This is a genomic window from Streptomyces yokosukanensis, assembly GCF_001514035.1.
GTDB lineage: Bacteria > Actinomycetota > Actinomycetes > Streptomycetales > Streptomycetaceae > Streptomyces > Streptomyces yokosukanensis.
The window spans coordinates 123,208-143,783 of record NZ_KQ948221.1; the positions used below are offsets into that span (position 1 = coordinate 123,208).

A 20,576-nucleotide genomic window follows, 5' to 3' on the forward strand; every position below is an offset into this window, starting at 1 on the left:
AAAATCGTCTGACTCGGAGGAATGTGCATGGTCACCCTCACCTCACCACGTGCCTTCGGCCCCCGTGCGCGCGCCACCGTCGTCCTCACCGCCCTGGTGGCGGGTGCGTCGTGGGTGGCGGCACCGACCGCGGCGGCCCAGGGGGAGAACGGCGACATCAGGGTGCACAGTGTGGGCGTGCCCTACGGTGTGACGAAGGACGAGCCGACGGTCTGCAAGTTCTACCTCGACGCCGTCAACTTCGACATCCTGCCCAATGTCGCCTACATCATCCAGGCGCAGCCTCCGCTGCCGACCTCCGCCACCATCACCGGCGTCATCCAGTTCGCGAGCGGCGCCGGGCACACCGACGCGATCGGGCTGACCGACGGGCAGTACAAGCTCACCTGGGTCGCCGCGGGCGCCGTCAAGGAGAAGCTCTTCCGCGTCAACTGCCATGACGGCCGGCACGACGGGGGGAACGGTCCAGGCGGCCAGATCGAGGACCACCAGGACCACCGGGACCACGACGACCGCCAGGACCAGCGGGACCACGACGACCGTCAGGACCAGCGCGACCATGACCGGGAGGACGGCTCGGGCTGGAGCAGGGGGGACCACGACGATCCGCCGAGGGGCAGTGTGCACGCGGGCGGGGGCGGTCTCATCGACACGGCCGCCGCGTACGCGCCGGTGGCCGCCGCGGGAGCCGTGGGCCTGATCGCGGTCGGCGGCGCCCTGTACATCCGGCGCGGCCGGCGACGTCCTCATGGCGCCGCGTAGGCGCAGACGCAGGCCCTGGTACCGCACCCGTGCCTATCGCCTCACCAGGACGGCCCTGCTGGTGACCGTCCTGGTGACGGTGGGGCACCGGTGCGAGGGGGGACAGACCGGGCCTGGCCGGGCCGGCGGCCCGGACGCGGTGGCGGCCGCCGGCGGAGAGGGCGCCGGCGAAGAGCGGTCCTGCAAGGCCCCTCCCGACTCGCCTCCGCCGCTGCCCCGGTCCCGGCCGACGTCCTTCCGCATCCCGTCCCTGGGTGTCGACGCCCCGATCACGGCCCTGCGGCTGGACGGCGAGCGGCAGTTGGAGAGTCCGCCCGTCGACAGGCCCAAGCTGGTCGGCTGGTACCAGGACGGCCCCACGCCGGGCGAGGCCGGTACCGCGATCGCCGTCGGCCACCGGGACACGGCGACCGGTCCGGCCGTCTTCGCCGCGCTCGCCCAGGTCAGACCCTGCAAGCCCATCGAGGTCAAGCGCGCCGACGGCCGCACCGCCGTCTACACCGTGGACCGGATGAAGGTCTACGACAAGGCGGGCTTCCCGGACAAGGAGGTCTACGGCCCCGCCCAGCGGCCCGAACTGCGCGTGCTGACCTGCGGCGGCCTCTACAGCCGGCGCACGGGCTACACCAGCAACGTGGTGGTCTTCGCCCACCTGACCGCGATCAAGTGACGAGTTCCGCCGCACCCGGACGAATGGGCGGCTGCCGCCCCGGCGATGATGTCCTGGTACGTCCGGCGGCACGTCTGGCGCTGAAAAACTAACGCCGCTAGTTTGTGTGCCGGACGACGCAGCCCCGCCGGGAGGAAGCAGCATGAAGGCACACGACGGCCTGTACATCGACGGCGCCTGGCGCCCCGCCGCGACCACGGAAGTCATCGAGGTGGTGAACCCGGCCGACGAGCAGGTCATCGCCCACGTCCCGGCGGCCGGCGCCCCGGACGTCGACGCCGCGGTCCGCGCGGCCCGCGCCGCCCTTCCCGCCTGGGCGGCCACCCCGCCGGCCGAGCGCGCGGCCCGCCTCGCCGCCCTCCGGGACGCCCTCGTGGCCCGCAAGGACGAGATCGCCGAGACGGTCACCGCCGAACTGGGCTCCCCGCTGCAGTTCTCCCAGGCCGTCCACGCCGCCGTACCGATCGCGGTCGCCGGCTCCTACGCCGAACTGGCCGCCACCCACTCCTTCGAGGAGAAGGTCGGCAATTCCACCGTCCTGCACGAGCCCGTCGGCGTGGTCGCCGCGATCACCCCCTGGAACTACCCGCTGCACCAGATCGTCGCCAAGGCCGCCCCGGCGCTCGCCGCGGGCTGCACGATCGTCCTCAAGCCCGCCGAGGACACCCCGCTCACCGCCCAGCTCTTCGCCGAGGCGGTGCACGAGGCAGGCGTACCGGCCGGTGTGTTCAACCTGGTCACCGGCCTCGGCCCGGTCGCCGGGCAGGCCCTCGCCGAGCACCCCGGCGTGGACCTGGTCTCCTTCACCGGCTCCACGGCGGTCGGCAGGCAGATCGGCGCGGCGGCCGGAGCGGCCGTGAAGCGGGTCGCCCTGGAACTCGGCGGCAAGTCCGCCAATGTCATCCTGCCGAGCGCCGACCTCGCCAGGGCGGTGCACGTCGGCGTCGCCAACGTGATGTCCAACTCCGGCCAGACGTGCAGCGCCTGGACGCGCATGCTGGTCCACCGCGACCGGTACGACGAGGCCGTCGGGCTGGCCCGGACGGCCGCCGCCAAGTACGCCGACCGCATCGGCCCCCTCGTCAACGCGGGGCAGCGGACCCGGGTGCGCGGCTACATCGAGAAGGGCATCGCCGAGGGCGCCCGACTGGTCGCCGGCGGCCCCGAATCCCCGTGCGAGAAGGGCTACTTCGTCAGCCCCACCGTCTTCGCCGACGTGACACCCGCGATGACCATCGCCCAGGAGGAGATCTTCGGGCCGGTCCTGTCGATCCTGCGCTACGACGACGAGGACGACGCGCTGCGCATCGCCAACGGCACGGTCTACGGCCTCGCGGGCGCCGTCTGGGCCGGGGACGCGGCCGAGGCCGAGGCCTTCGCCCGGCGGATGGACACCGGTCAGGTGGACATCAACGGCGGCCGGTTCAATCCGCTCGCCCCCTTCGGCGGATACAAGCAGTCCGGAGTCGGCCGGGAACTCGGCGCGCACGGACTGACCGAGTACCTCCAGACCAAGTCCCTCCAGTTCTAAGGAAGTACGCGACCCATGGCCGTACGAGCCGCCGTCCTGCCCGCCATCGGCGCCCCCCTGGAGATCACCGCCGTCGAACTGCCCGACCCGGGCCCGGGGCAGGTCCGGGTCCGCCTCGCCGCCGCGGGCGTCTGCCACTCCGATCTGTCCCTGTCCGACGGCACCATGCGCGTACCGGTCCCGGCCGTCCTCGGCCACGAGGGCGCCGGCACGGTCGTGGCCGTCGGCGAGAGCGTCACGCATGTCGCCGAGGGCGACCCCGTCGTCCTCAACTGGGCCCCGTCCTGCGGGCGTTGCCACGCCTGCGGGCTCGGCGAGGTCTGGCTGTGCGCCCATGCCCTCAGCGGCGCCGCCGACGTCTACGCCCGCACCGCCGACGGCACCGATCTCCACCCCGGACTCAACGTGGCCGCGTTCGCCGAGGAGACGGTCGTCTCCGCGTCCTGTGTGCTGCCCCTGCCGAAGGGGGTGCCGCTGGAGGACGCGGCCCTCCTCGGCTGCGCCGTCCTCACCGGCTACGGCGCCGTCCACCACTCGGCGAAGGTCCGCCCCGGCGAGACGGTCGCGGTGTTCGGCGCGGGCGGCGTCGGCCTCGCCACCCTCCAGTCGGCCCGCATCGCGGGCGCGTCCCGGATCATCGCCGTCGACGTCTCCCCCGAGAAGGAGGAACTGGCCCGCGCGGCCGGCGCCACCGACTACGTGCTCGCCTCCGAGACCACCCCCCGGGAGATCCGCGCCCTCACCGGCAAGCAGGGCGTCGACGTCTCCGTGGAGTGCGTGGGCCGCGCGGTCAGCATCCGCGCGGCCTGGGACTCCACCCGCCGGGGCGGCCGTACGACGGTCGTCGGCATCGGCGGCAAGGACCAGGAGGTCACCTTCAACGCCCTGGAGATCTTCCACTGGGGCCGCACCCTGTCGGGCTGCGTCTACGGCAACAGCGACCCGGCCCGCGATGTGCCGGTGCTCGCCGAGCACGTCCGGGAGGGCCGGCTGGACCTCTCCGCGCTCGTCACCGAGCGGATCGCCCTCGAGGGCATCCCGGCCGCCTTCGAGAACATGCTCGCCGGCAAGGGCGGCCGGGCCCTGGTGGTCTTCTGACGCTCAGCCGGCCTTCTCGGATCGCGGCCGCTCGCCGGCCGCGACCCGCACGACGCGGCTCCCGCCCGCCTGGGAGCGCGAGACGGCGACACCCGCGAGACACAGCACACCGCCGGCCAGCGTGAGCACGCCCGGCACCTCGCCGAGCACCAGCCACGACATCAGCACCACCAGCCCGGGTACGGCGTACGTCGTCGCGCCCATCCGGCTCGCGGTCCTGCGGGCGAGGGCGTATGCCCAGGTCGTGAAGGCGAGCGCGGTCGGGAAGACGCCCAGGTAGAGCATGTCCAGGGTGGCCGGCAGGGGAGCGTGGGCGGCCTGGTGGACCAACTGCCCGGCGAACGGCAGACAGCCCACGGCACCGACGAGGCAACCGAACGTCGTCACCTGCAGCGGGCTCCCGTGCCCCAGAGCGGGCTTCTGCGCGACGACCCCGCCGGCGTACGCCACGGCGGCCAGCAGGCACAGGACCACGCCGAGCAAGGAGTTGCCCCCGCCGCCGGACATCGACAGTCCGACGGTCACCGCTCCGGCGAACGACACGGCCATGCCCGCCAGCAGCCGCGGCGGCATCGGGTCGCCGAGCAGCCGGGTACCGAGCAGGGCGATCAGCAGCGGGCCGACGTTCACGACGAGGGCCGCCGTGCCCGCGTCCACCTGCTGCTCGCCCCAGTTCAGGACGACCATGTAGAACCCGAACCACAGCACCCCGGACAACAGGATCCCGCGCCAGGCTTCCCTCGGGGGCAGCCCTTCCCGGCGTATCGCCCAGATGACCCCGAGCGCGAGGGCACCCGACGCCAGCCGCCCGAGCGCGAGCGCACCGGGGGAGTAGGCCTCCCCGGCCCTGCGGATGGCCACGAAGGCGGAGGCCCAGAGGAGGACGGTGACGACGGCGGCGCCGGTGGCGAGTACTTCGGGCCGATTCCTGGTGGCGTTCATCATGCTCCCGAGGCTAGGCAGTGGGTTTTGTCGAGGGCCAGCGGATATCGGACGCCGCCGTCGCGGCGGAGCACTCCCGTAGCCGAATCTCACCGCAACGCATCGGGTGGGACACCCAACCGCGCCGCCAACTCCCGCTCCCCCGCCGCAGTCACCTTCACCGCCCGCTCCGACCCGATCCGCACGCACCACCCCGCGTCCAGCGCATGCCGGCACAGCGCGGCGCCCGCCGCCCCCGCGAGATGGGGCCGGCGTTCGGTCCAGTCCAGGCAGGCACGGGCCAGCGGGCGCCGACTCGACAGGTCGAGGGGGATGCCCGCCGTGGCGAACCACTCCACCCCCGCCTCCGTGAGCGCGAACCCCGTGTCCTGCCGCAGCAACCCCCGCAGGGTCAGCGCGTCCGTGACCGCCGTCCCGAGCCGCCCGGCGAGATGGTCGTAGCAGGTGCGGCCCCGCGCCATCGCGGATCTGGTGCTCGACTCCCGCAGCGAACCCGGAGGCCCGGCCGGCGCGGGCGTCTGCGCGGCGAGACTCTCCACGAGCCCCGCCGCACGCGCGTCGGCCAGCCGCACATAGCGATGGCGTCCCTGGCGTTCCTCCGCGAGCAGGCCCCCGGCCACCAGCTTGCCCAGGTGCTCGCTGAGCGTCGACGCGGCGACCCCGGCGTGCCGGGCCAGCTCACCGGCGGTCCAGGCCCGCCCGTCGAGCAGCGCCAGCAGACACGCGGCCCGTGTCTCGTCGGCGAGCAGTGCGGCGAGCGCGGCGAGAGCGGCGGCCCGGGGGTCCTTGGCGGTCATGTGTCCCAGCATGCGGCAGACATGCTTCGGCCCTCACCGAACCATGGACGCACGCTCGAAACCATGGACGCACGCTCGAACTACGGGCGAACGCTCTGCGGCAGCTGCTCGTACTGCTGCGCCAGCCCGTCCAGCAGCGCCGTGAGTCCCGTCTCGAAGGCCCGCTCGTCGATCTTCTCCTGCTGCTCGGCGAGCAGATGGGCCTGGCCGAGGTGGGGATAGTCGGCGGGGTCGTACGCGCTCGCGTCGTCCACGAAGCCGCGGGCGAACGAACCGAGCGCGGAGCCCATGATGAAGTACCGCATCAGCGCGCCGATGGAGGTGGCCTGGGCGGGCGGCCAGCCGGCGTCGACCATGGCGCCGTAGACCGCGTCGGCGAGCCGCAGGGCCGCGGGGCGGCGGCCGGGACCGCGGGCGAGGACGGGGACGATGTTCGGGTGGGCGCGCAGCGCGGCCCGGTAGGAGACGGCCCAGTCGTGCAGCGCGGTCCGCCAGTCGCGGCCGTCCTCGAACATCGACAGGTCGACCAGCCCGCTGACCGAGTCGGCGACCGCCTCCAGGATGTCGTCCTTGGTGCGGAAGTGGTTGTAGAGCGAGGGTCCGCTCACCCCCAGTTCGGCGGCGAGCCGGCGGGTGGACACGGCCGCCAGACCCTCCCGGTCCACGAGTTCCCGGGCCGCGGCGACGATCCGGTCGGTGCTGAGGAGGGGCTTGCGCGGTCGGGCCATGGCGCACATAGTAGGGCTGCGGATGGAAACTAGCAGTGCTAATTTAAATGTACGGCTTTCAAGATCCGCCGTCGGTGTCGTCTTCTGTGGGGTGATCGCGTGGTGAACCTGGAGCTGAGCGAGGAGCAGGCCGCCGTACGGCAGCTCGCCCGGGACTTCGTGGAGCGCGAGATCGCCCCGCACGTCGTGGCCTGGGACCGGGGCGAGGAGGTCGACCGGGCGATCGTGAAGAAGCTCGGCGAGGTCGGCTTCCTCGGGCTGACCGTCGACGAGGAGTACGGCGGCTGTGGCGGCGACCATCTCGCGTACTGCCTGGTCACCGAGGAGCTGGGACGCGGCGACTCCTCCGTGCGCGGCATCGTCTCCGTCTCCCTCGGGCTCGTCGCCAAGACGATCGCCGCCTGGGGCGACGAGGAGCACAAGCGCCGCTGGCTGCCGGGCCTGACCTCGGGGGAGTACGTCGGCTGCTTCGGCCTCACCGAACCCGGCACCGGCTCCGACGCGGGCAACCTCACCACCCGCGCCGTCCGCGACGGCGCGGGAGGCCATGTCCTCAACGGCACCAAGATGTTCATCACGAACGGAACCTGGGCGGACGTCGTCCTGCTGTTCGCCCGCTCCACCGACGCCCCCGGCCACAAGGGCGTCAGCGCCTTCCTCGTGCCCACCGACACGCCCGGCCTGACCCGCCGCACCATCCACGGCAAGCTCGGCCTGCGCGGACAGGCCACGGCCGAACTCGTGCTGGAGGACGTCCGCGTCCCCGCCTCGGCGATGCTCGGGGAGGAGGGCCAGGGCTTCTCGGTGGCCATGTCCGCGCTGGCCAAGGGGCGGATGTCGGTCGCGGCCGGCTGTGTCGGCATAGCCCAGGCCGCGCTGGACGCGGCCGTCGGATACGTCGGTGAACGCGAGCAGTTCGGCAAGCCGATCGCCCGCCACCAGCTGGTGCAGGAGCTGATCAGCGACATCGCCGTCGACGTCGACGCCGCCCGGCTGCTCACCTGGCGGGTCGCCGACCTGATCGACCGCGGGCGGCCGTTCGCCGTCCAGTCCTCCAAGGCCAAGCTGTTCGCCTCCGAGGCCGCCGTCCGCGCCGCCAACAACGCCCTTCAGGTCTTCGGCGGCTACGGCTACATCGACGAGTACCCGGTCGGCAAGCTCCTGCGCGACGCCCGCGTGATGACCCTCTACGAGGGCACCAGCCAGATCCAGAAGCTGCTGATCGGGCGCTCCCTGACCGGGGTCTCGGCGTTCTGAGCCCCGATCCCGCGCACACGGCCGCGAGAAGGTCCGAAAGCGCTCGGCGGCAGCACTAAGCGCTCGCTCACCTGGGGCGGTATGGTGGTGCTCCTGTCACCGAGAGGGGCGAGCGAGCGATGAGTACGGCGGAGGAGACGACCGGCGGCGAAGTGGAGCCGTGGGAAGAGGTCACCCCTGACGCGGCCCGGCGACTGCTGGTCGCCGCCGTGGAGGCCTTCGCCGAGCGCGGCTACCACGCGACGACCACGCGCGACATCGCGGGCCGGGCCGGCATGAGCCCGGCCGCGCTCTACATCCACTACAAGACCAAGGAAGAGCTGCTCCACCGGATCAGCCGGATCGGCCACGACAAGGCCCTCGACATCCTGCGCACGGCGGCGCGGCGCGAGGGCCCGGCGAAGGCGCGGCTGGCCGACGCCGTCGGCTCCTTCGTGCGCTGGCACGCGGGGCGGCGCACCACCGCGCGGGTCGTGCAGTACGAACTCGACGCCCTCGGCCCCGAGGCCCGCGCCGAGATCGTCGCGCTGCGCCGCCAGGTCGACGCCGAGGTGCGCGGGATCATCGAGGACGGCGTGGCCTCGGGCGAGTTCGACGTGCCGGACGTCCAGGGCACCACTCTCGCCGTGCTGTCGCTCTGCATCGACGTGGCCCGCTGGTTCACCGTGAACGGCCCGCGCACCCCCGAGGAGGTCGGCGCGCTCTACGCCGACCTCGTGCTCCGGATGGTCGGGGCCGAGTAGCCCGGCCCCGGGTCCGGGAGGCGAAAGGCCCCTGGCTCAGAGGTAGTACCGGGACACCGACTCCGCGACGCACACCGGCTTGTCGCCGCCCTCGCGCTCCACGGTGAAGGCGACGGCCACCTGGACACCGCCGGTGACATCCTCCACCCCGGTGATCTTCGCGGTGGCGCGCAGCCGGGAGCCGACGGGGACGGGGGAGGGGAAGCGGACCTTGTTCGTGCCGTAGTTCACGCCCATCTTCACGCCTTCGACCCGCATCAGCTGCGGGCCGAAGAGCGGGAGCAGGGAGAGCGTGAGATAGCCGTGCGCGATGGTGGCCCCGAACGGCCCCGACGCGGCCTTCTCCGGGTCCACATGGATCCACTGGTGGTCGCCGGTGGCCTCGGCGAACAGGTCGATGCGCTTCTGGTCGACGTCCAGCCAGTCGGTGTACCCCAACTGCTCGCCGACTGCCGCCTTCAGCTCGTCGGGGGAGGTGAAGGTCCTCGGTTCTGCCATGATCCCGGCCTCTCGCTCGCTTCTCTAAGCAACTGCTTAGCATGGTCGGGTGCGGGGCGCCTGTCAACGGACCGCGACGAGCGGCGGGCGGCGATCCGAAGGAGAGGCCGTAGGCTCTGAGGAGTGCCCCAGATTCCCGAGACGGTCCATGAGCTGACCGTCGGCCAGTTGTCCGCGCGCAGCGGCGCCGCCGTCTCCGCCCTGCACTTCTACGAGTCCAAGGGCCTGATCAGCAGCCGCCGCACGACCGGCAACCAGCGCCGCTACAGCCGTGACACCCTGCGACGGGTCGCCTTCGTCCGCGCGGCACAGCGGGTGGGCATTCCGCTGGCCACGATCCGGGACGCCCTGGCGGAGCTGCCGGAGGAACGCACGCCGACGCGGGAGGACTGGGCGGGGCTGTCGCAGAAGTGGCGCGCGGAGCTGGACGAGCGCATCCGTCAGCTGAACCGTTTGCGCGATCACCTGACCGACTGCATCGGCTGCGGATGCCTGTCCCTGGAGAACTGCGTCCTGTCCAACCCGGACGACGTGTTCGGCGAACGGCTCACGGGCTCTCGGCTGCTCGCCGAGGGGCGCTGAGAGCAGCGACACGGCTCCGCGCCCCTCGGGCACACGCGGCGGCGCCTCACTCGTACTCGGTGCCGCCCTTGCGGGTCAGATACGCCGGGCTGACCGCCTTGGCGATCGCTCGCCCCCCGGTCACCGCGCTGTACCGCTCGACCGCAGGCCGTACGACCACACCCTCCCGCAGATGCAGCCCCCGCCCGGACACCGTCTCGCGGCCGCTCGCGAACTCCAGCACCCGCTCGATGTCGTACGGCCCCGTGTACAGCCGGGGCACCACCGGCAGCTCCTTCGCCAGCAGTTCCGCCGCGTCCAGCCAGCGCACGGTGCCGTCCACCTCCGCCGAGACGTCGAACGCCGCGTACCCCAGCGTGTCCCGCCGTCCGTCGGCGCCGTACGGCAGGTCCTGCACTCCCGCGCCGTAGACCTCCCCGAAGATGCCGACCCGGCTCGCCCCGAGCCGCTCGGCCAGCCGGGCCGCCGCCTCGGCGACGCCGTGCCCGTGCACCGCCCGCCAGTACAGGTTCCGCGGATCCTCCTTCAGCGCCAGGGACTTGGCACCGAACCCCTTGGAGGACACGTACACCCGTCCCTCGCCGGCCACGTACGTCAGCAGGCAGGCCGAGCCATGGAGCTTCTCCGTCAGGACGACCGGCTCGCCCGGGGTGAAGATGTCCGGGTAGCGCTGGATGTTCTCGATGTCGACCCAGGGCAGCAGGCCGGGAGCGGACTCCACCTCGCCGTTCATGGTCGGCGGGATCGGCGGCACCCACTTGGTGATGCCCAGCCGCTCGGCGAAGTCCGTGCCCTCGGCCGCCGCCCGCGCCAGGTCGATCTCCGCGAGCGCCCGCGGCCGGCACACGATGCCCTGGGACAGCTCGCCGCGCAGCCGCACCGCCTTGACCCGGTCGGCCCCGCCGCCCGCCAGCCGTCCGGTCAGCCCCAGCTCCTCGATCAGATCCGGCGGGAGCACGGACTGCTCCGGGATGTACAGGGCGGCCTCACCGGTGCGATACGCGTCCTTGGCCACGACGGCTCGGTACAGGCCCACCTGGGCCAGCTCGAGCGCGTCGGCGTTCGGATGCGCGTGGACGGTCAGCACTTCGGCGGTGACGCGCAGCGTCGACATCACGACTCCTCGGGTGTGCGGGCACATAGATGCCCGTCAGATGTGTTTCATCGCCTCCAACTGTCCGCACGGGAAAGGGGTGGAGCGACCGGATTCGGGTCTGTTAACGTCACGCGCCCGGACGGGAGGTCATCCCTACGGCCGGCCCGGGAGCGCCCCGTACTGGGCCAGTCCCTCGGTCACCAACCGGGCGTTGTCCGCGGCTCGTTCGCCGTCCGGCAGGAACAGGGTGTCCTCCAGGCCGATCCGGGTCGCGAGGCCCAGCCGGCCGGCCAGCCGCAGCACCGGCCAGGTGCCGCCCTCCTCGCCGTGCAGCAGGATCGGGCGAGCGAACGCCCCGCCGAGGTCGGCGAGCAGGGACCGCGCCGAGGCCTCGGCGGTGGCCGGGTCCGGGTCCGTCACCTCCGCCAGCACCCGCAGCACCCTCGGTCCGAGCGCCGAGGCCGCGAACCGGGCCGCGCCGCCGGTGCCGGACCAGATGCCCGCCTCGACGCCCACGCCCAGGGCCAGCAGCTGTGCGGCGACCGCTTCGGCGCCCGGTTCATGCCAGTTGACCGAGGCGAAGTCGGGCAGCACCGTCCACGTCCGCACCCGGGCGAGCCGGGCCGCGGGATCGGGCTCCGCCCAGGCCCCGGTCGTCACCCCGACCGGCACGGTCACCCGCGCCCGGATCGCCTCCAGGGTCGGGGCGAGCACGCGCGGGGAGAGGCTGTCGTGCCCGCAGGGCGTCTTCGGATGGACATGCACCGCGGTCGCCCCGGCCTCGACCGCCTCCGCCGCGGAACGCGCCATGTCCTCGGGCGACATCGGCACGGATGCGCTGTCCGCCGGCGATCGCCGGCCGTTCAGGCAAGCCTGCATGATGCTCCGCTGGTAGTGCCGTGATGTCGTCGTGCCGCGCTGCGCCGTCGGTCGTCCGCTGCGGCGTCCTTCGGGTCCCGGCCCGCCCCACAGGGGTGCGGCATCCCCCTACGCACCCCCCAGGAATCCCCCCGACGCTCAGGCCGACATCAGCAGTTGCCCCCGCCTGGCCGATGCCAGTGCCTGCGGTGTGAGCACGGGGCGCGGGACGAGTATGCCGCAGTCCGTGCAGACCGGGCCGGACGACGGCGCGTGGTCCAGGCCGTACCGCCAGATCAGGCGGCCCCCGCCGCACACCGGGCAGTCCGAGCCCGGGTCCCGCTCCAGAGCGGTGATCAGCAGGCGCAGCACCTCGGCCAGCGGATCGCCGGGATGGATGCGCGGGTCGTCGCACCAGGCGACCCCGAAGCCACCCCAGGTCAGCCGGTGCCAGTCGTCCACACTGCCCGGCCGGCGCAGTCCGTCGTGCTTCTCCTTCCTGCGCCGCTCGGTGAAGTCCGTCTCATAGGCGAGCCAGACGGACCGCGCCTCCTCCAGCTCCTCCAGCGCGGCCACGAGCCGCGCCGGTTCGGGGGAGCGGTCCTCGGGGCCGAAGCCCGCCCGGGAGCAGAGATGGTCCCAGGTCGCCCGATGCCCGTAAGGGGCGAACTTCTCCAGGCACTTGCGCAGTGAGTAGCGCCGCAGTGCCAGATCGCAGCCCGGATCGCGTACCTGTCTCGCCAGACTCCGGAAACCGGCCATCGCCTTGCACCTCCGTCACACCTGCACCTGTACTTCGGTCACTTCGGCGTCGTCGCGCGGACGTCGCCGAATAGACGTATCGACAGGCGATTCGGCTCCATCTCATCTCGTGGTTCTGCTTGCTGACTCCAGAAAGTGACGCATGTTCATCTTTAAAGCTGGGGATACCGGCGGTAACGTTCGGCCACCCCTGTCGCTAGGAGCTGTTGCCATGCCACGGCGAACCCCACGTACCGCCCTTGACAGACTGAGAACGTCCCGCCGCTTCACCGGGTTCCTGAAGACCGCCTCGATATGCGTGCTCGTCGGCGGACTTCTCTCCCCTCTCACCCAGCAGGCCGCCGCCGCCGAGGCCACCGCCTCGAACGACTACTGCGGCGGCCAGTGCTCGGACATCCTGCCGCCCGGCGAGAACGGCAATGCGACGCTGGCGCAGATCCTGCTCAACCAGGCCTTCGGCACCCAGCCCTCGCACGCCGAGGACCAGCTCGGCCCGTACGCCAACCTGGCCACCGGCCATGCGGGCCTGACCGATTCGACCATCAACAACTTCTTCAACGACGCCTCCTTCGGCGTCCCGTCCGACCAGGTCGCCTCCACCGAGAAGCCGAGTGGGCGCAGCGACGTGACGATCGTCCGGGACAAGAAGACCGGTGTGCCGCACATCACCGGCACCACTCGGTACGGCACCGAGTACGGCGCCGGCTACGCCGCGGCCGAGGACCGGCTCTGGCTGATGGACGTCTTCCGGCACGTCGGCCGCGGCCAGTTGACCTCCTTCGCCGGCGGCGCCTCCGCCAACCAGGGCCTGGAGCAGGAGTTCTACCGCAACGCGCCGTACACCGAGGCCGACCTGCAGGCGCAGATCGACAACGCGGTGGCCCACAACGGCGCCCGCGGCCAGCAGGCCCTCGCCGACGCCAATGCCTACCTCGCCGGCATCAACGCCTATATCGACGCCTCCGACAGCGGCCGCTACTTCCCCGGCGAGTACGACCTGACCGGCCACAAGGACCCCATCACCAACGCCGGCACCATCGACCACTTCAAGATCACCGACCTCGTGGCGCTGGCCTCCGTGATCGGCTCGCTGTTCGGCTCGGGCGGAGGAGGCGAGGTCGACAACGCCGTCTCCCTGCTGGCCGCCCAGCAGAAGTACGGCGTCGAGGAGGGCACCAAGGTCTGGGAGTCCTTCCGCGAGCGCAACGACCCCGAGGCGGTCCTGACCGTCCACGACGGCGAGAGCTTCCCGTACGGCTCCAAGCCCGCCGACGCCAAGGGCCAGGCCCTGCCCGACCCGGGCACGGTCACCCAGGAACCGCTCGTCTACGACCGCACGGGCAGCGCGGCCACCACGGCCGCCAGGAGCACCTCCGCCAGTGCCGCCAAGACCACGCTCGGCTCGGCCAGGCGCGGGATGTCCAACGCGCTCGTCGTGAGCGGCAAGTACACCGCCAGCGGCCATCCGATCGCCGTCTTCGGGCCGCAGACCGGGTACTTCGCCCCGCAGCTGCTCATGCTCCAGGAGATCCAGGGCCCCGGGATCAGCGCGCGCGGCGCCTCCTTCGCGGGGCTGAGCATGTACGTCGAACTCGGCCGCGGCCAGGACTACTCGTGGTCCGCGACCACCTCGGGCCAGGACATCATCGACACCTACGCCGTCGAGCTGTGCCAGGACGACTACCACTACCTGTACCACGGCACCTGTACGGCCATGGACAAGGTCGAGCAGAAGAACGCCTGGTCACCGACGACGGCCGACGGCACGCCGGCGGGGTCGTACACCATGCGGGTGTGGCGGACGAAGTACGGCCCCGTGGAGTACCGCGCGACCGTCGGCGGCAAGAAGGTCGCCTACACCACGCTGCGCTCCTCGTATCTGCACGAGGCCGACTCGATCATCGGCTTCCAGATGCTGAACGACCCCGACTACGTCAAGGGCCCGAAGGACTTCCAGAGCGCGGCCCAGCACATCAACTACACCTTCAACTGGTTCTACGCCGACTCCCAGCACACCGCGTACTACAACAGCGGCGACAACCCGGTCCGGGCGTCCGGCGTCGACTCCGAGTTCCCGGTCTGGGCGCAGCCCGCCTACGAGTGGCAGAACTGGGACCCGGCGACCAACACCGCCGCCTACACCCCGGCCTCCGCCCACCCCAACTCCATCGACCAGGACTACTACGTCTCCTGGAACAACAAGCAGGCCAAGGACTACACGACCGCCTCCTGGGGCGACGGCTCCGTGCACCGCGGGAACCTGCTTCAGGACCGGGTGAAGAAGCTGGTCGCGGCCGGCGGGGTGACCCGCGCCAAGCTGGTGCAGGCCATGGCCGACGCGGCCCTCGCCGATCTGCGCGCCGAGGACGTGCTGCCCAAGCTGCTCAAGGTCGTCAACTCCTCGCCGGTGACCGACACCACGGCCGCCGGCGCGGTGAAGAAGCTCCAGGCGTGGCTGGACGCGGGCGCCCAGCGCACGGAGACGTCCGCCGGGTCGAAGACCTATGCCGACGCCGACGCGATCCGCATCCTGGACGCGTGGTGGCCGCTGCTGGTCAAGGCCGAGTTCGAACCGGGCCTCGGCAGCGACCTGTACACCGCCCTCACCGACAACCTGTCGATCGACGAGGCCCCGTCCGCCGGACACGGCCCGACCGGCTCGCACGCCGGAAGCTCCTTCCAGTACGGCTGGTGGAGCTATGTCGACAAGGACATCCGGGCCGTGCTCGGCGAGAACGTGCAGGGCGGGCTCGCCGAGAAGTACTGCGGCGGCGGCAGCCTCAGCGGTTGCCGGGACGCCCTGATCAGCACGCTCGACCAGGCGGCCGGGATGACCGCCGCCCAGGTCTACCCGGGCGACGACCAGTGCTCGGCCGGCGACCAGTGGTGCGCCGACTCGATCAACCAGCGCGCCCTGGGCGGCATCAAGCACGGCAAGATCAGCTGGCAGAACCGGCCGACCTTCCAGCAGGTCGTCGAGTACACATCACACCGGTGAGCCAGTGAGCCGGTGAGTGCGGACCGGTGTCGGCGGCGGGTCGGGATCAGGTGATCCGGCCCGCCGCCAGCACCAGCCGCGCCAGTTCGGGGTGCACGATGTCGCTGTGCGCCCCGGTCGGCGGGCCCCCGCGCCGGACCACGGCCGCCGCGTCGACGTTCACGCATCCGGACGCGGGCAGCGGTCCGTTCAGGGCCGCCGCGAGATCCAGTTGCGCCGTCCCCGGCACCGCCTGCACCCCGTCGTGCCCCATCGCGCCCCACTGCGGCCCCAGCACGGCCGCGATCTCGCCGCCCACGCACGAGCGGTCGTCCCCGGCCAGCCGGGAGGCCAGCGGATAGAACGTGCCGAGCGCCGCGTCGAAGTGCGAGTGGCAGCACACCAGCGGCCCGTCGATCCGCCGCTGCCGGCCCTTGAGCGCCCCCGCCTTGTCCGGGGCCTGTGGCACCCGGTCCGCGAACGCGTAGTGCGAGAAGGCGCCCTGGAGCAGGGTCACGGACTTCACCGAGCGCACCCCGTCCGGCAGCCCGCGCAGCGCGAACGACACCAGCCGCCCGCCGAAGCTGTGCCCCGCCAGATGCACCCGCACCCCGGGCGCCGCGCCGGCCAGCGCGCCGAGCACCGGCCCGAGCCCCCGCTCACCGACCGTCCCGGCCCGCCCCTTCATCCTGTAGTACGTCGCCTGCCGCAGCAGCTCCTTGGCGCCTTCCCACGGGTTCGGGATGCTGAACCCCTGCGACGGCGCACCGGGGGAGCGCACTGCCGCGAGCGCCTCGGCGAACTCCCCGCACGCGGTTGCCGCGTCCTCGGTGAACACGCGCGGCTCGCCCTCCTCCTCGGTGTCGGCCGTGCCGGGCCCCGGCCCCGCGTCGACCAGCTCCCGGACCAGCCGCCCGAACTCCGCCAACCCCTGGGCGCCGTCCGGCCGTTCGTCCAGTGTCCGGGCCAGCCGGTCGATCAGGTCCGCCCGGTCCGGGAAGACCGCGGCCAGTGCCCGCCGGGTGTCCGGGTCCAGCGCTGGCGTCGGGGGCGCCGTTGCCGCCACCGCCTTTGGGAAGTCGGGGATCGGCTCGTCGCTGAACTGCATCGACGGCCAGATCACCCCCACGTATCCGATGCGGGCCCGAGGGGCGAGCCCCGGGATCGGGGCGAAGAAGCGGCGGTACAGCGCGGTCGCGCCCGAGCGGTCGTTGTTCCAGCCGTGTGCGAAGACGATCAGGTCACGGACGCCGTGCTCCCCGACCTGCGCCACCAGACGGTCGCGTTCGGCGCCGTCCACATCCCCGTCCGCGTCGAAGGTCAGCTCCCAGTAGGGAGTCACGCTCATCCCAGGATCCGCCATGCCAGGCTCCCTCGTCCCCCCGGAAACGATGCGTTGCGCACGCATCGTCCTGCTCCGGGGCCGCCTTGGCCATAGGTCGCGCCTCACCCGTAGAGGAGATATTCCTTTCGAATCCGCCGGAACGCGGCCAGCTCCTCCTGCCAGGCGCCGGTCACCTCGTCGGTGCCCGCCCCCGCGTCGATCATCGTGCGCACCCGCGCGGAGCCGGTGAGCTTGTCGATCCAGTCGTCCGACCGCCACGCGAACCCGTGCCAGACCTTCTTCGCCGTCACCAGCAGCGCGATCCCGGTGCGTACGGGGTCGTAGGCGGCCCGGTCGAGCACATGGATCTGCACCCCGCCGACCGTCCTGCCCTCGAACTTGGAGAACGTGGGCGCGAAGTACGCCTCCCTGAACCGCACCCCGGGCAGCGCGAGCGCGTTCACGGCGGCGGCCCAGCGACCGTCGACGCCCTCGGCGCCGAGCAGTTCGAAGGGGCGGGTCGTGCCCCGGCCCTCGGAGACGTTGGTGCCCTCGAACATGCAGGTGCCGGAGTAGACGAGAGCCGTGTCGAGGGTCGGCATGTTCGGGCTCGGCGGCACCCACGGCAGCCCGGAGGCGTCGAAGAACTGGCTGCGCCTCCAGCCCGTCATCAGCACGGTCTCCAGCGGCACGGGCTTGCTCAGGAACACCCCGTTGAACAGCCGCGCCAGCTCCGCGACGGTCATCCCGTGCGCCTGCGCGATGGGCTCGCGGCCGACGAACGTGGCGAACTCCTTGTGCAGAACGGGTCCTCGGGCCTCGCCGCCGGTGACCGGGTTGGGCCGGTCGAGGACGACGAACCGCTTGCCCGCGAGCTGCGCGGCCTCCATGCAGTCGTAGAGCGTCCAGATGTACGTGTAGAAGCGGGCACCGACGTCCTGGATGTCGAAGACCACCGTGTCGACCGCCGAGGCGGTGAAGACGTCGGCGAGGGCCTTGCCGCTCTTGAGGTAGGTGTCGTAGACGGGCAGTCCGGTGGCCGGGTCGGTGGAGCGGCCCTCGGAGCCGCCCGCCTGCGCGGTGCCTCGGAAGCCGTGCTCCGGGCCGAAGACCGCGGTCAGCCGGACGCGGGGGTCCTGGTGCATGACGTCGACGATGTGCTGGGCGTCGCGGGTGATGCCGGTGGGGTTGGTGACGATTCCGACGCGCCGGCCCTTCAGCAGCGCGTAACCGTCGGCCGCGAGTCTCTCGAAGCCGGTGCGGAGTTCTTCGCGGTGTCGGGGCGCCATGGGAACGGCGGCCAGGGGCGCCGATGCGAGAAGGCTCCGTCGGGACAGGCGCATGGGGGTCCTCCGGTGGGTGGTGACGTACGGGCCGTGTGCGGCCCGTCGCGCAGTTCCCCGCGCCCCTAGAGGTTGGGACGGTTGCCCTTCCCTCACACATACCGACTGGTTAGTCTGGCCTGGATCAGAGCCGATGCGCGCCGCGCGAAGTCGCGTCGAAGGAGACCGATGGTGGAAGCCGTGCAGGATGCGGGAGTGGTCGTCACGGGGGCGGGCGGGGGGATCGGAGCCGCGTTGGCCCGGCGGTTCGCCGCCGAAGGGGCGCGGGTCGTCGTCAACGACCTGGACGCCGAGAAGGCGAAGGCGGTGGCCGAGGAGATCGGCGGGATCGCCGTGCCCGGTGACGCCTCCGCGATCATCGGCGACGCCCGGGACGCGCTCGGCGGCGCCGTGGACGTCTACTGCGCGAACGCCGGGGTCGCCTTCGGGGACGCGGGCGCGGGCGGGCCGCTCGACGAGAGGTCCTGGGCGCTGTCCTGGGACGTGAACGTCATGGCACACGTGCGTGCGGCCCATGAGCTGCTCCCGGACTGGCTGGAGCGGGGCGCCGGGCGGTTCGTGGCCACCGTGTCCGCCGCCGGGCTCCTCACCATGGTCGGCGCCCCCTCCTACAGCGTCACCAAGCACGGCGCCCACGCCTTCGCCGAGTGGCTGTCGCTGACGTACCGCCACCGGGGTCTGAAGGTGCACGCGATCTGTCCGCAGGGCGTGCGCACGGACATGCTGGCCGCGACCGGCAGCGCCGGGGACCTGGTGCTCCAGCCGACCGCGATCGAACCGGACGCCGTCGCCGACGCCCTGTTCCGGGGTATCGCGGAGGACCGTTTCCTGATCCTGCCGCATCCTGAGGTGGCCGAGTACTACCAGGCGCGGGCCACCGATCCGGACCGCTGGCTGAGCGGCATGAACCACATCCAGCGCAAGTGGGAGGAGACCCGGTGAGCGCATCCCGGTACGCGGACCGGCCCTGGCTGGCGCTGCTCGACGACGCCCAGCGCGGTCCGATCGAGCCCGCCGACTCCCTGGTGCACGCGCTGCGCGCCGCCGTCGCCGAGGCGCCCGAGCGCACCTTCCTCGCCTACTTCGACGCCCGGCTGAGCTACCGCGAGGTCGACGAGCTGAGCGACGGCGTCGCCGCCCGTCTCGCCGAGCGCGGACTGGAGCGCGGCGACCGGGTGGCCGTGCTGCTGCAGAACTCCCCGCACTTCGTGCTCGCCGTCCTCGGTGCCTGGAAGGCGGGCGCGACCGTCGTCCCGGTCAACCCCATGTACAAGTCGGCCGAGGTGGGGCACGTCCTGCGGGACGGCGAGGTGACCGCGCTGGTCTGCTCCGCGGGGGCCTGGGAGTCGTATCTGCGGGACACGGCCGCCGACTCGCCGGTGCGGATCGTGCTCACCGCGTGCGAGCTGGACTTCCAGACGCGGGGCGACGCGCGCGTGCTCGCCTTCGAGCGGCTGCCGCAGGCGCCGGACGCCGACGACCTCGTGACCGTCGCCCGGCAGGGCGGCAAGGCGCCGAAGGACCGCGCCCCGCGCCCGGACGACATCGCGCTGATCAGCTACACCTCGGGTACGAGCGGCACGCCCAAGGGCGCCGTCAACACGCACGGCAACATCATGCACAACGCCGAGCGGCAGCGGACCGGGCTCGCACTGCCCGAGGGGCCGGTCTACTACGCGCTCGCGCCGCTGTTCCACATCACCGGCATGGTCTGCCAGTTCGGCGCCTGCCTGAACAGCGCCGGCACCCTGGTGCTCGCCTACCGCTTCGAGCCCGGCCTGGTCCTGGAGGCCTTCGCCGAGCACCGCCCGCACTACACGGTCGGCCCGTCCACCGCCTTCATGGCACTCGCCGCGCACCCGGACGCCACCCCCGAGCACTTCGCCTCCTTCGTGAACATCTCCTCGGGCGGCGCCCCCGTGCCACCGGCCCTGGTGGAGGGGTTCCGGGAGCGCTTCGGGCCCTACATCCGGGTCGGCTACGGCCTCACCGAGTGCACCGCCCCCTGCGCCGCCGTCCCGCCCGGCCTGGAGGCGCCCGTGGACCCCGTCTCCGGGACGCTGTCGGTGGGCGTGCCCGGCGCCGACACGCTCGTGCGGATCGTGGACGAGCAGGGCGCTGAGGTGCCGTTCGGGGAGCAGGGCGAGATCGCCGTACGCGGCCCGCAGGTGATCCCCGGCTACTGGCGGCGCCCGGACGCCACCGCCGAGACCTTCCCCGACGGCGAGCTGCGCACCGGTGACATCGGCTTCATGGACGCGCAGGGCTGGCTGTACGTCGTCGACCGCAAGAAGGACATGATCAACGCGTCCGGCTTCAAGGTGTGGCCCCGCGAGGTCGAGGACGTGCTGTACACCCACCCGGCGGTGCGCGAGGCGGCCGTCGTCGGCGTCCCCGACGGCTACCGAGGCGAGACCGTCAAGGCTTATATCAGCCTTCGTCCGGGCGCCGACGCGGCCCCCGACGAACTGGCGGTCTACTGCAAGGAGAGACTGGCCGCCTACAAATACCCGCGACAGGTGGAGATCCTGCCCGACCTGCCCAAGACGGCGAGTGGGAAGATCCTCCGTCGGGAACTGCGTTCCCGCGCGCACGACGTTCGATAAGC

At 72.2% G+C, this 20,576-nt stretch carries 19 protein-coding genes; 10 read left to right on the top strand and 9 right to left on the bottom strand.

What is annotated here, in order from left to right:
* Positions 1-27 precede the first annotated feature (27 nt).
* The 4 genes from AQI95_RS33460 to AQI95_RS33475 all read left to right on the top strand — a co-directional run bounded on the left by AQI95_RS33460 (position 28) and on the right by AQI95_RS33475 (position 4,061).
* Entirely contained in the window at positions 28-762 is a 735-nt protein-coding gene (locus AQI95_RS33460) for a hypothetical protein (RefSeq protein ID WP_067132759.1), read from the top strand.
* A complete protein-coding gene (locus tag AQI95_RS33465; RefSeq protein WP_067132761.1) occupies positions 749-1,432 on the top strand; it encodes a class F sortase in 684 nt (227 codons plus the stop codon). The genes AQI95_RS33460 and AQI95_RS33465 overlap by 14 nt, the downstream gene beginning before the upstream one ends.
* Before the next feature lie 142 nt (positions 1,433-1,574).
* Positions 1,575-2,963 carry an aldehyde dehydrogenase family protein gene (locus AQI95_RS33470; RefSeq protein WP_067132764.1) on the top strand — a complete coding sequence of 463 codons (1,389 nt, stop codon included), beginning with the start codon at positions 1,575-1,577 and terminating at the stop codon, positions 2,961-2,963.
* 15 nt (positions 2,964-2,978) lie between these two features.
* Positions 2,979-4,061, top strand: coding sequence for a Zn-dependent alcohol dehydrogenase (locus AQI95_RS33475; RefSeq protein ID WP_067132766.1), 1,083 nt, complete (start codon positions 2,979-2,981; stop codon positions 4,059-4,061).
* A 3-nt stretch (positions 4,062-4,064) separates the two neighbouring features.
* Here the strand turns inward: AQI95_RS33475 and AQI95_RS33480 are convergent, their stop codons facing one another.
* The 3 genes from AQI95_RS33480 to AQI95_RS33490 form a co-directional block, all read right to left on the bottom strand.
* Positions 4,065-5,006, bottom strand: a complete 942-nt coding sequence (locus AQI95_RS33480; protein ID WP_107121824.1) for a DMT family transporter — start codon at positions 5,004-5,006, stop codon at positions 4,065-4,067.
* Between the two features lie 86 nt (positions 5,007-5,092).
* Positions 5,093-5,800 carry an ArsR/SmtB family transcription factor gene (locus tag AQI95_RS33485; RefSeq protein ID WP_067132948.1) on the bottom strand — a complete coding sequence of 236 codons (708 nt, stop codon included), beginning with the start codon at positions 5,798-5,800 and terminating at the stop codon, positions 5,093-5,095.
* A gap of 80 nt (positions 5,801-5,880) precedes the next feature.
* Positions 5,881-6,528, bottom strand: coding sequence for a TetR/AcrR family transcriptional regulator (locus AQI95_RS33490; RefSeq protein WP_067132773.1), 648 nt, complete (start codon positions 6,526-6,528; stop codon positions 5,881-5,883).
* 102 nt (positions 6,529-6,630) lie between these two features.
* On the opposite strand from AQI95_RS33490, the gene AQI95_RS33495 reads away from it, so the two are divergent.
* Both AQI95_RS33495 and AQI95_RS33500 read left to right on the top strand, forming a co-directional pair.
* Positions 6,631-7,785, top strand: a complete 1,155-nt coding sequence (locus tag AQI95_RS33495; protein ID WP_067132951.1) for an acyl-CoA dehydrogenase family protein — start codon at positions 6,631-6,633, stop codon at positions 7,783-7,785.
* A 119-nt stretch (positions 7,786-7,904) separates the two neighbouring features.
* Positions 7,905-8,528, top strand: a complete 624-nt coding sequence (locus tag AQI95_RS33500) for a TetR/AcrR family transcriptional regulator (RefSeq protein ID WP_067132777.1) — start codon at positions 7,905-7,907, stop codon at positions 8,526-8,528.
* 36 nt (positions 8,529-8,564) lie between these two features.
* Here the strand turns inward: AQI95_RS33500 and AQI95_RS33505 are convergent, their stop codons facing one another.
* Positions 8,565-9,026, bottom strand: a complete 462-nt coding sequence (locus AQI95_RS33505) for a MaoC family dehydratase (protein ID WP_067132780.1) — start codon at positions 9,024-9,026, stop codon at positions 8,565-8,567.
* 123 nt (positions 9,027-9,149) lie between these two features.
* Between AQI95_RS33505 and soxR the strand changes: the two genes are divergently transcribed.
* On the top strand, positions 9,150-9,608 hold the full coding sequence (gene soxR / locus AQI95_RS33510; RefSeq protein ID WP_067132783.1) for a redox-sensitive transcriptional activator SoxR: 459 nt from the start codon (positions 9,150-9,152) through the stop codon (positions 9,606-9,608).
* A 46-nt stretch (positions 9,609-9,654) separates the two neighbouring features.
* On the opposite strand, the gene AQI95_RS33515 is transcribed toward soxR, so the two are convergent.
* From AQI95_RS33515 to AQI95_RS33525, 3 genes are all read right to left on the bottom strand, one after another.
* Complete coding sequence (locus AQI95_RS33515; RefSeq protein WP_067132786.1) at positions 9,655-10,722, bottom strand: RNA ligase (ATP); 1,068 nt, start codon at positions 10,720-10,722, stop codon at positions 9,655-9,657.
* 135 nt (positions 10,723-10,857) lie between these two features.
* Positions 10,858-11,586 carry a 3-keto-5-aminohexanoate cleavage protein gene (locus AQI95_RS33520; protein WP_067132789.1) on the bottom strand — a complete coding sequence of 243 codons (729 nt, stop codon included), beginning with the start codon at positions 11,584-11,586 and terminating at the stop codon, positions 10,858-10,860.
* 135 nt (positions 11,587-11,721) lie between these two features.
* Positions 11,722-12,324, bottom strand: coding sequence for a hypothetical protein (locus AQI95_RS33525; protein WP_067132792.1), 603 nt, complete (start codon positions 12,322-12,324; stop codon positions 11,722-11,724).
* A gap of 211 nt (positions 12,325-12,535) precedes the next feature.
* Between AQI95_RS33525 and AQI95_RS33530 the strand changes: the two genes are divergently transcribed.
* Entirely contained in the window at positions 12,536-15,322 is a 2,787-nt protein-coding gene (locus AQI95_RS33530) for a penicillin acylase family protein (protein ID WP_067132795.1), read from the top strand.
* A 46-nt stretch (positions 15,323-15,368) separates the two neighbouring features.
* On the opposite strand, the gene AQI95_RS33535 is transcribed toward AQI95_RS33530, so the two are convergent.
* Together AQI95_RS33535 and AQI95_RS33540 are read right to left on the bottom strand one after the other, a co-directional pair.
* The gene (locus tag AQI95_RS33535) at positions 15,369-16,664 is read right to left on the bottom strand and encodes a serine-threonine protein kinase (protein ID WP_067132798.1); all 1,296 of its coding nucleotides are present in this window, start codon (positions 16,662-16,664) and stop codon (positions 15,369-15,371) included.
* An 83-nt stretch (positions 16,665-16,747) separates the two neighbouring features.
* Positions 16,748-17,968, bottom strand: a complete 1,221-nt coding sequence (locus tag AQI95_RS33540; RefSeq protein ID WP_067132801.1) for an exo-beta-N-acetylmuramidase NamZ family protein — start codon at positions 17,966-17,968, stop codon at positions 16,748-16,750.
* A gap of 168 nt (positions 17,969-18,136) precedes the next feature.
* Here AQI95_RS33540 and AQI95_RS33545 point away from each other — a divergent pair, with 168 nt between their 5' ends.
* Positions 18,137-18,910 (top strand): SDR family oxidoreductase, encoded by a 774-nt coding sequence (locus tag AQI95_RS33545; RefSeq protein ID WP_067132804.1) that lies wholly within the window; start codon positions 18,137-18,139, stop codon positions 18,908-18,910.
* On the top strand, positions 18,907-20,574 hold the full coding sequence (locus AQI95_RS33550; protein WP_067132807.1) for a class I adenylate-forming enzyme family protein: 1,668 nt from the start codon (positions 18,907-18,909) through the stop codon (positions 20,572-20,574). Before AQI95_RS33545 ends, AQI95_RS33550 begins: the two co-directional genes overlap by 4 nt.
* The last annotated feature ends 2 nt before the right edge of the window (positions 20,575-20,576 follow it).

Coding starts and splice junctions, on each gene's coding strand:
- AQI95_RS33460 (WP_067132759.1), top strand. CDS start 28: ATGGTCACCCTCACCTCACCACGTGCCTTCGGCCCCCGTGCGCGCGCC.
- AQI95_RS33465 (WP_067132761.1), top strand. CDS start 749: ATGGCGCCGCGTAGGCGCAGACGCAGGCCCTGGTACCGCACCCGTGCC.
- AQI95_RS33470 (WP_067132764.1), top strand. CDS start 1,575: ATGAAGGCACACGACGGCCTGTACATCGACGGCGCCTGGCGCCCCGCC.
- AQI95_RS33475 (WP_067132766.1), top strand. CDS start 2,979: ATGGCCGTACGAGCCGCCGTCCTGCCCGCCATCGGCGCCCCCCTGGAG.
- AQI95_RS33480 (WP_107121824.1), bottom strand. CDS start 5,006: ATGATGAACGCCACCAGGAATCGGCCCGAAGTACTCGCCACCGGCGCC.
- AQI95_RS33485 (WP_067132948.1), bottom strand. CDS start 5,800: ATGACCGCCAAGGACCCCCGGGCCGCCGCTCTCGCCGCGCTCGCCGCA.
- AQI95_RS33490 (WP_067132773.1), bottom strand. CDS start 6,528: ATGGCCCGACCGCGCAAGCCCCTCCTCAGCACCGACCGGATCGTCGCC.
- AQI95_RS33500 (WP_067132777.1), top strand. CDS start 7,905: ATGAGTACGGCGGAGGAGACGACCGGCGGCGAAGTGGAGCCGTGGGAA.
- AQI95_RS33505 (WP_067132780.1), bottom strand. CDS start 9,026: ATGGCAGAACCGAGGACCTTCACCTCCCCCGACGAGCTGAAGGCGGCA.
- AQI95_RS33515 (WP_067132786.1), bottom strand. CDS start 10,722: ATGTCGACGCTGCGCGTCACCGCCGAAGTGCTGACCGTCCACGCGCAT.
- AQI95_RS33525 (WP_067132792.1), bottom strand. CDS start 12,324: ATGGCCGGTTTCCGGAGTCTGGCGAGACAGGTACGCGATCCGGGCTGC.
- AQI95_RS33530 (WP_067132795.1), top strand. CDS start 12,536: ATGCCACGGCGAACCCCACGTACCGCCCTTGACAGACTGAGAACGTCC.
- AQI95_RS33535 (WP_067132798.1), bottom strand. CDS start 16,664: ATGGCGGATCCTGGGATGAGCGTGACTCCCTACTGGGAGCTGACCTTC.
- AQI95_RS33540 (WP_067132801.1), bottom strand. CDS start 17,968: ATGCGCCTGTCCCGACGGAGCCTTCTCGCATCGGCGCCCCTGGCCGCC.
- AQI95_RS33545 (WP_067132804.1), top strand. CDS start 18,137: ATGGTGGAAGCCGTGCAGGATGCGGGAGTGGTCGTCACGGGGGCGGGC.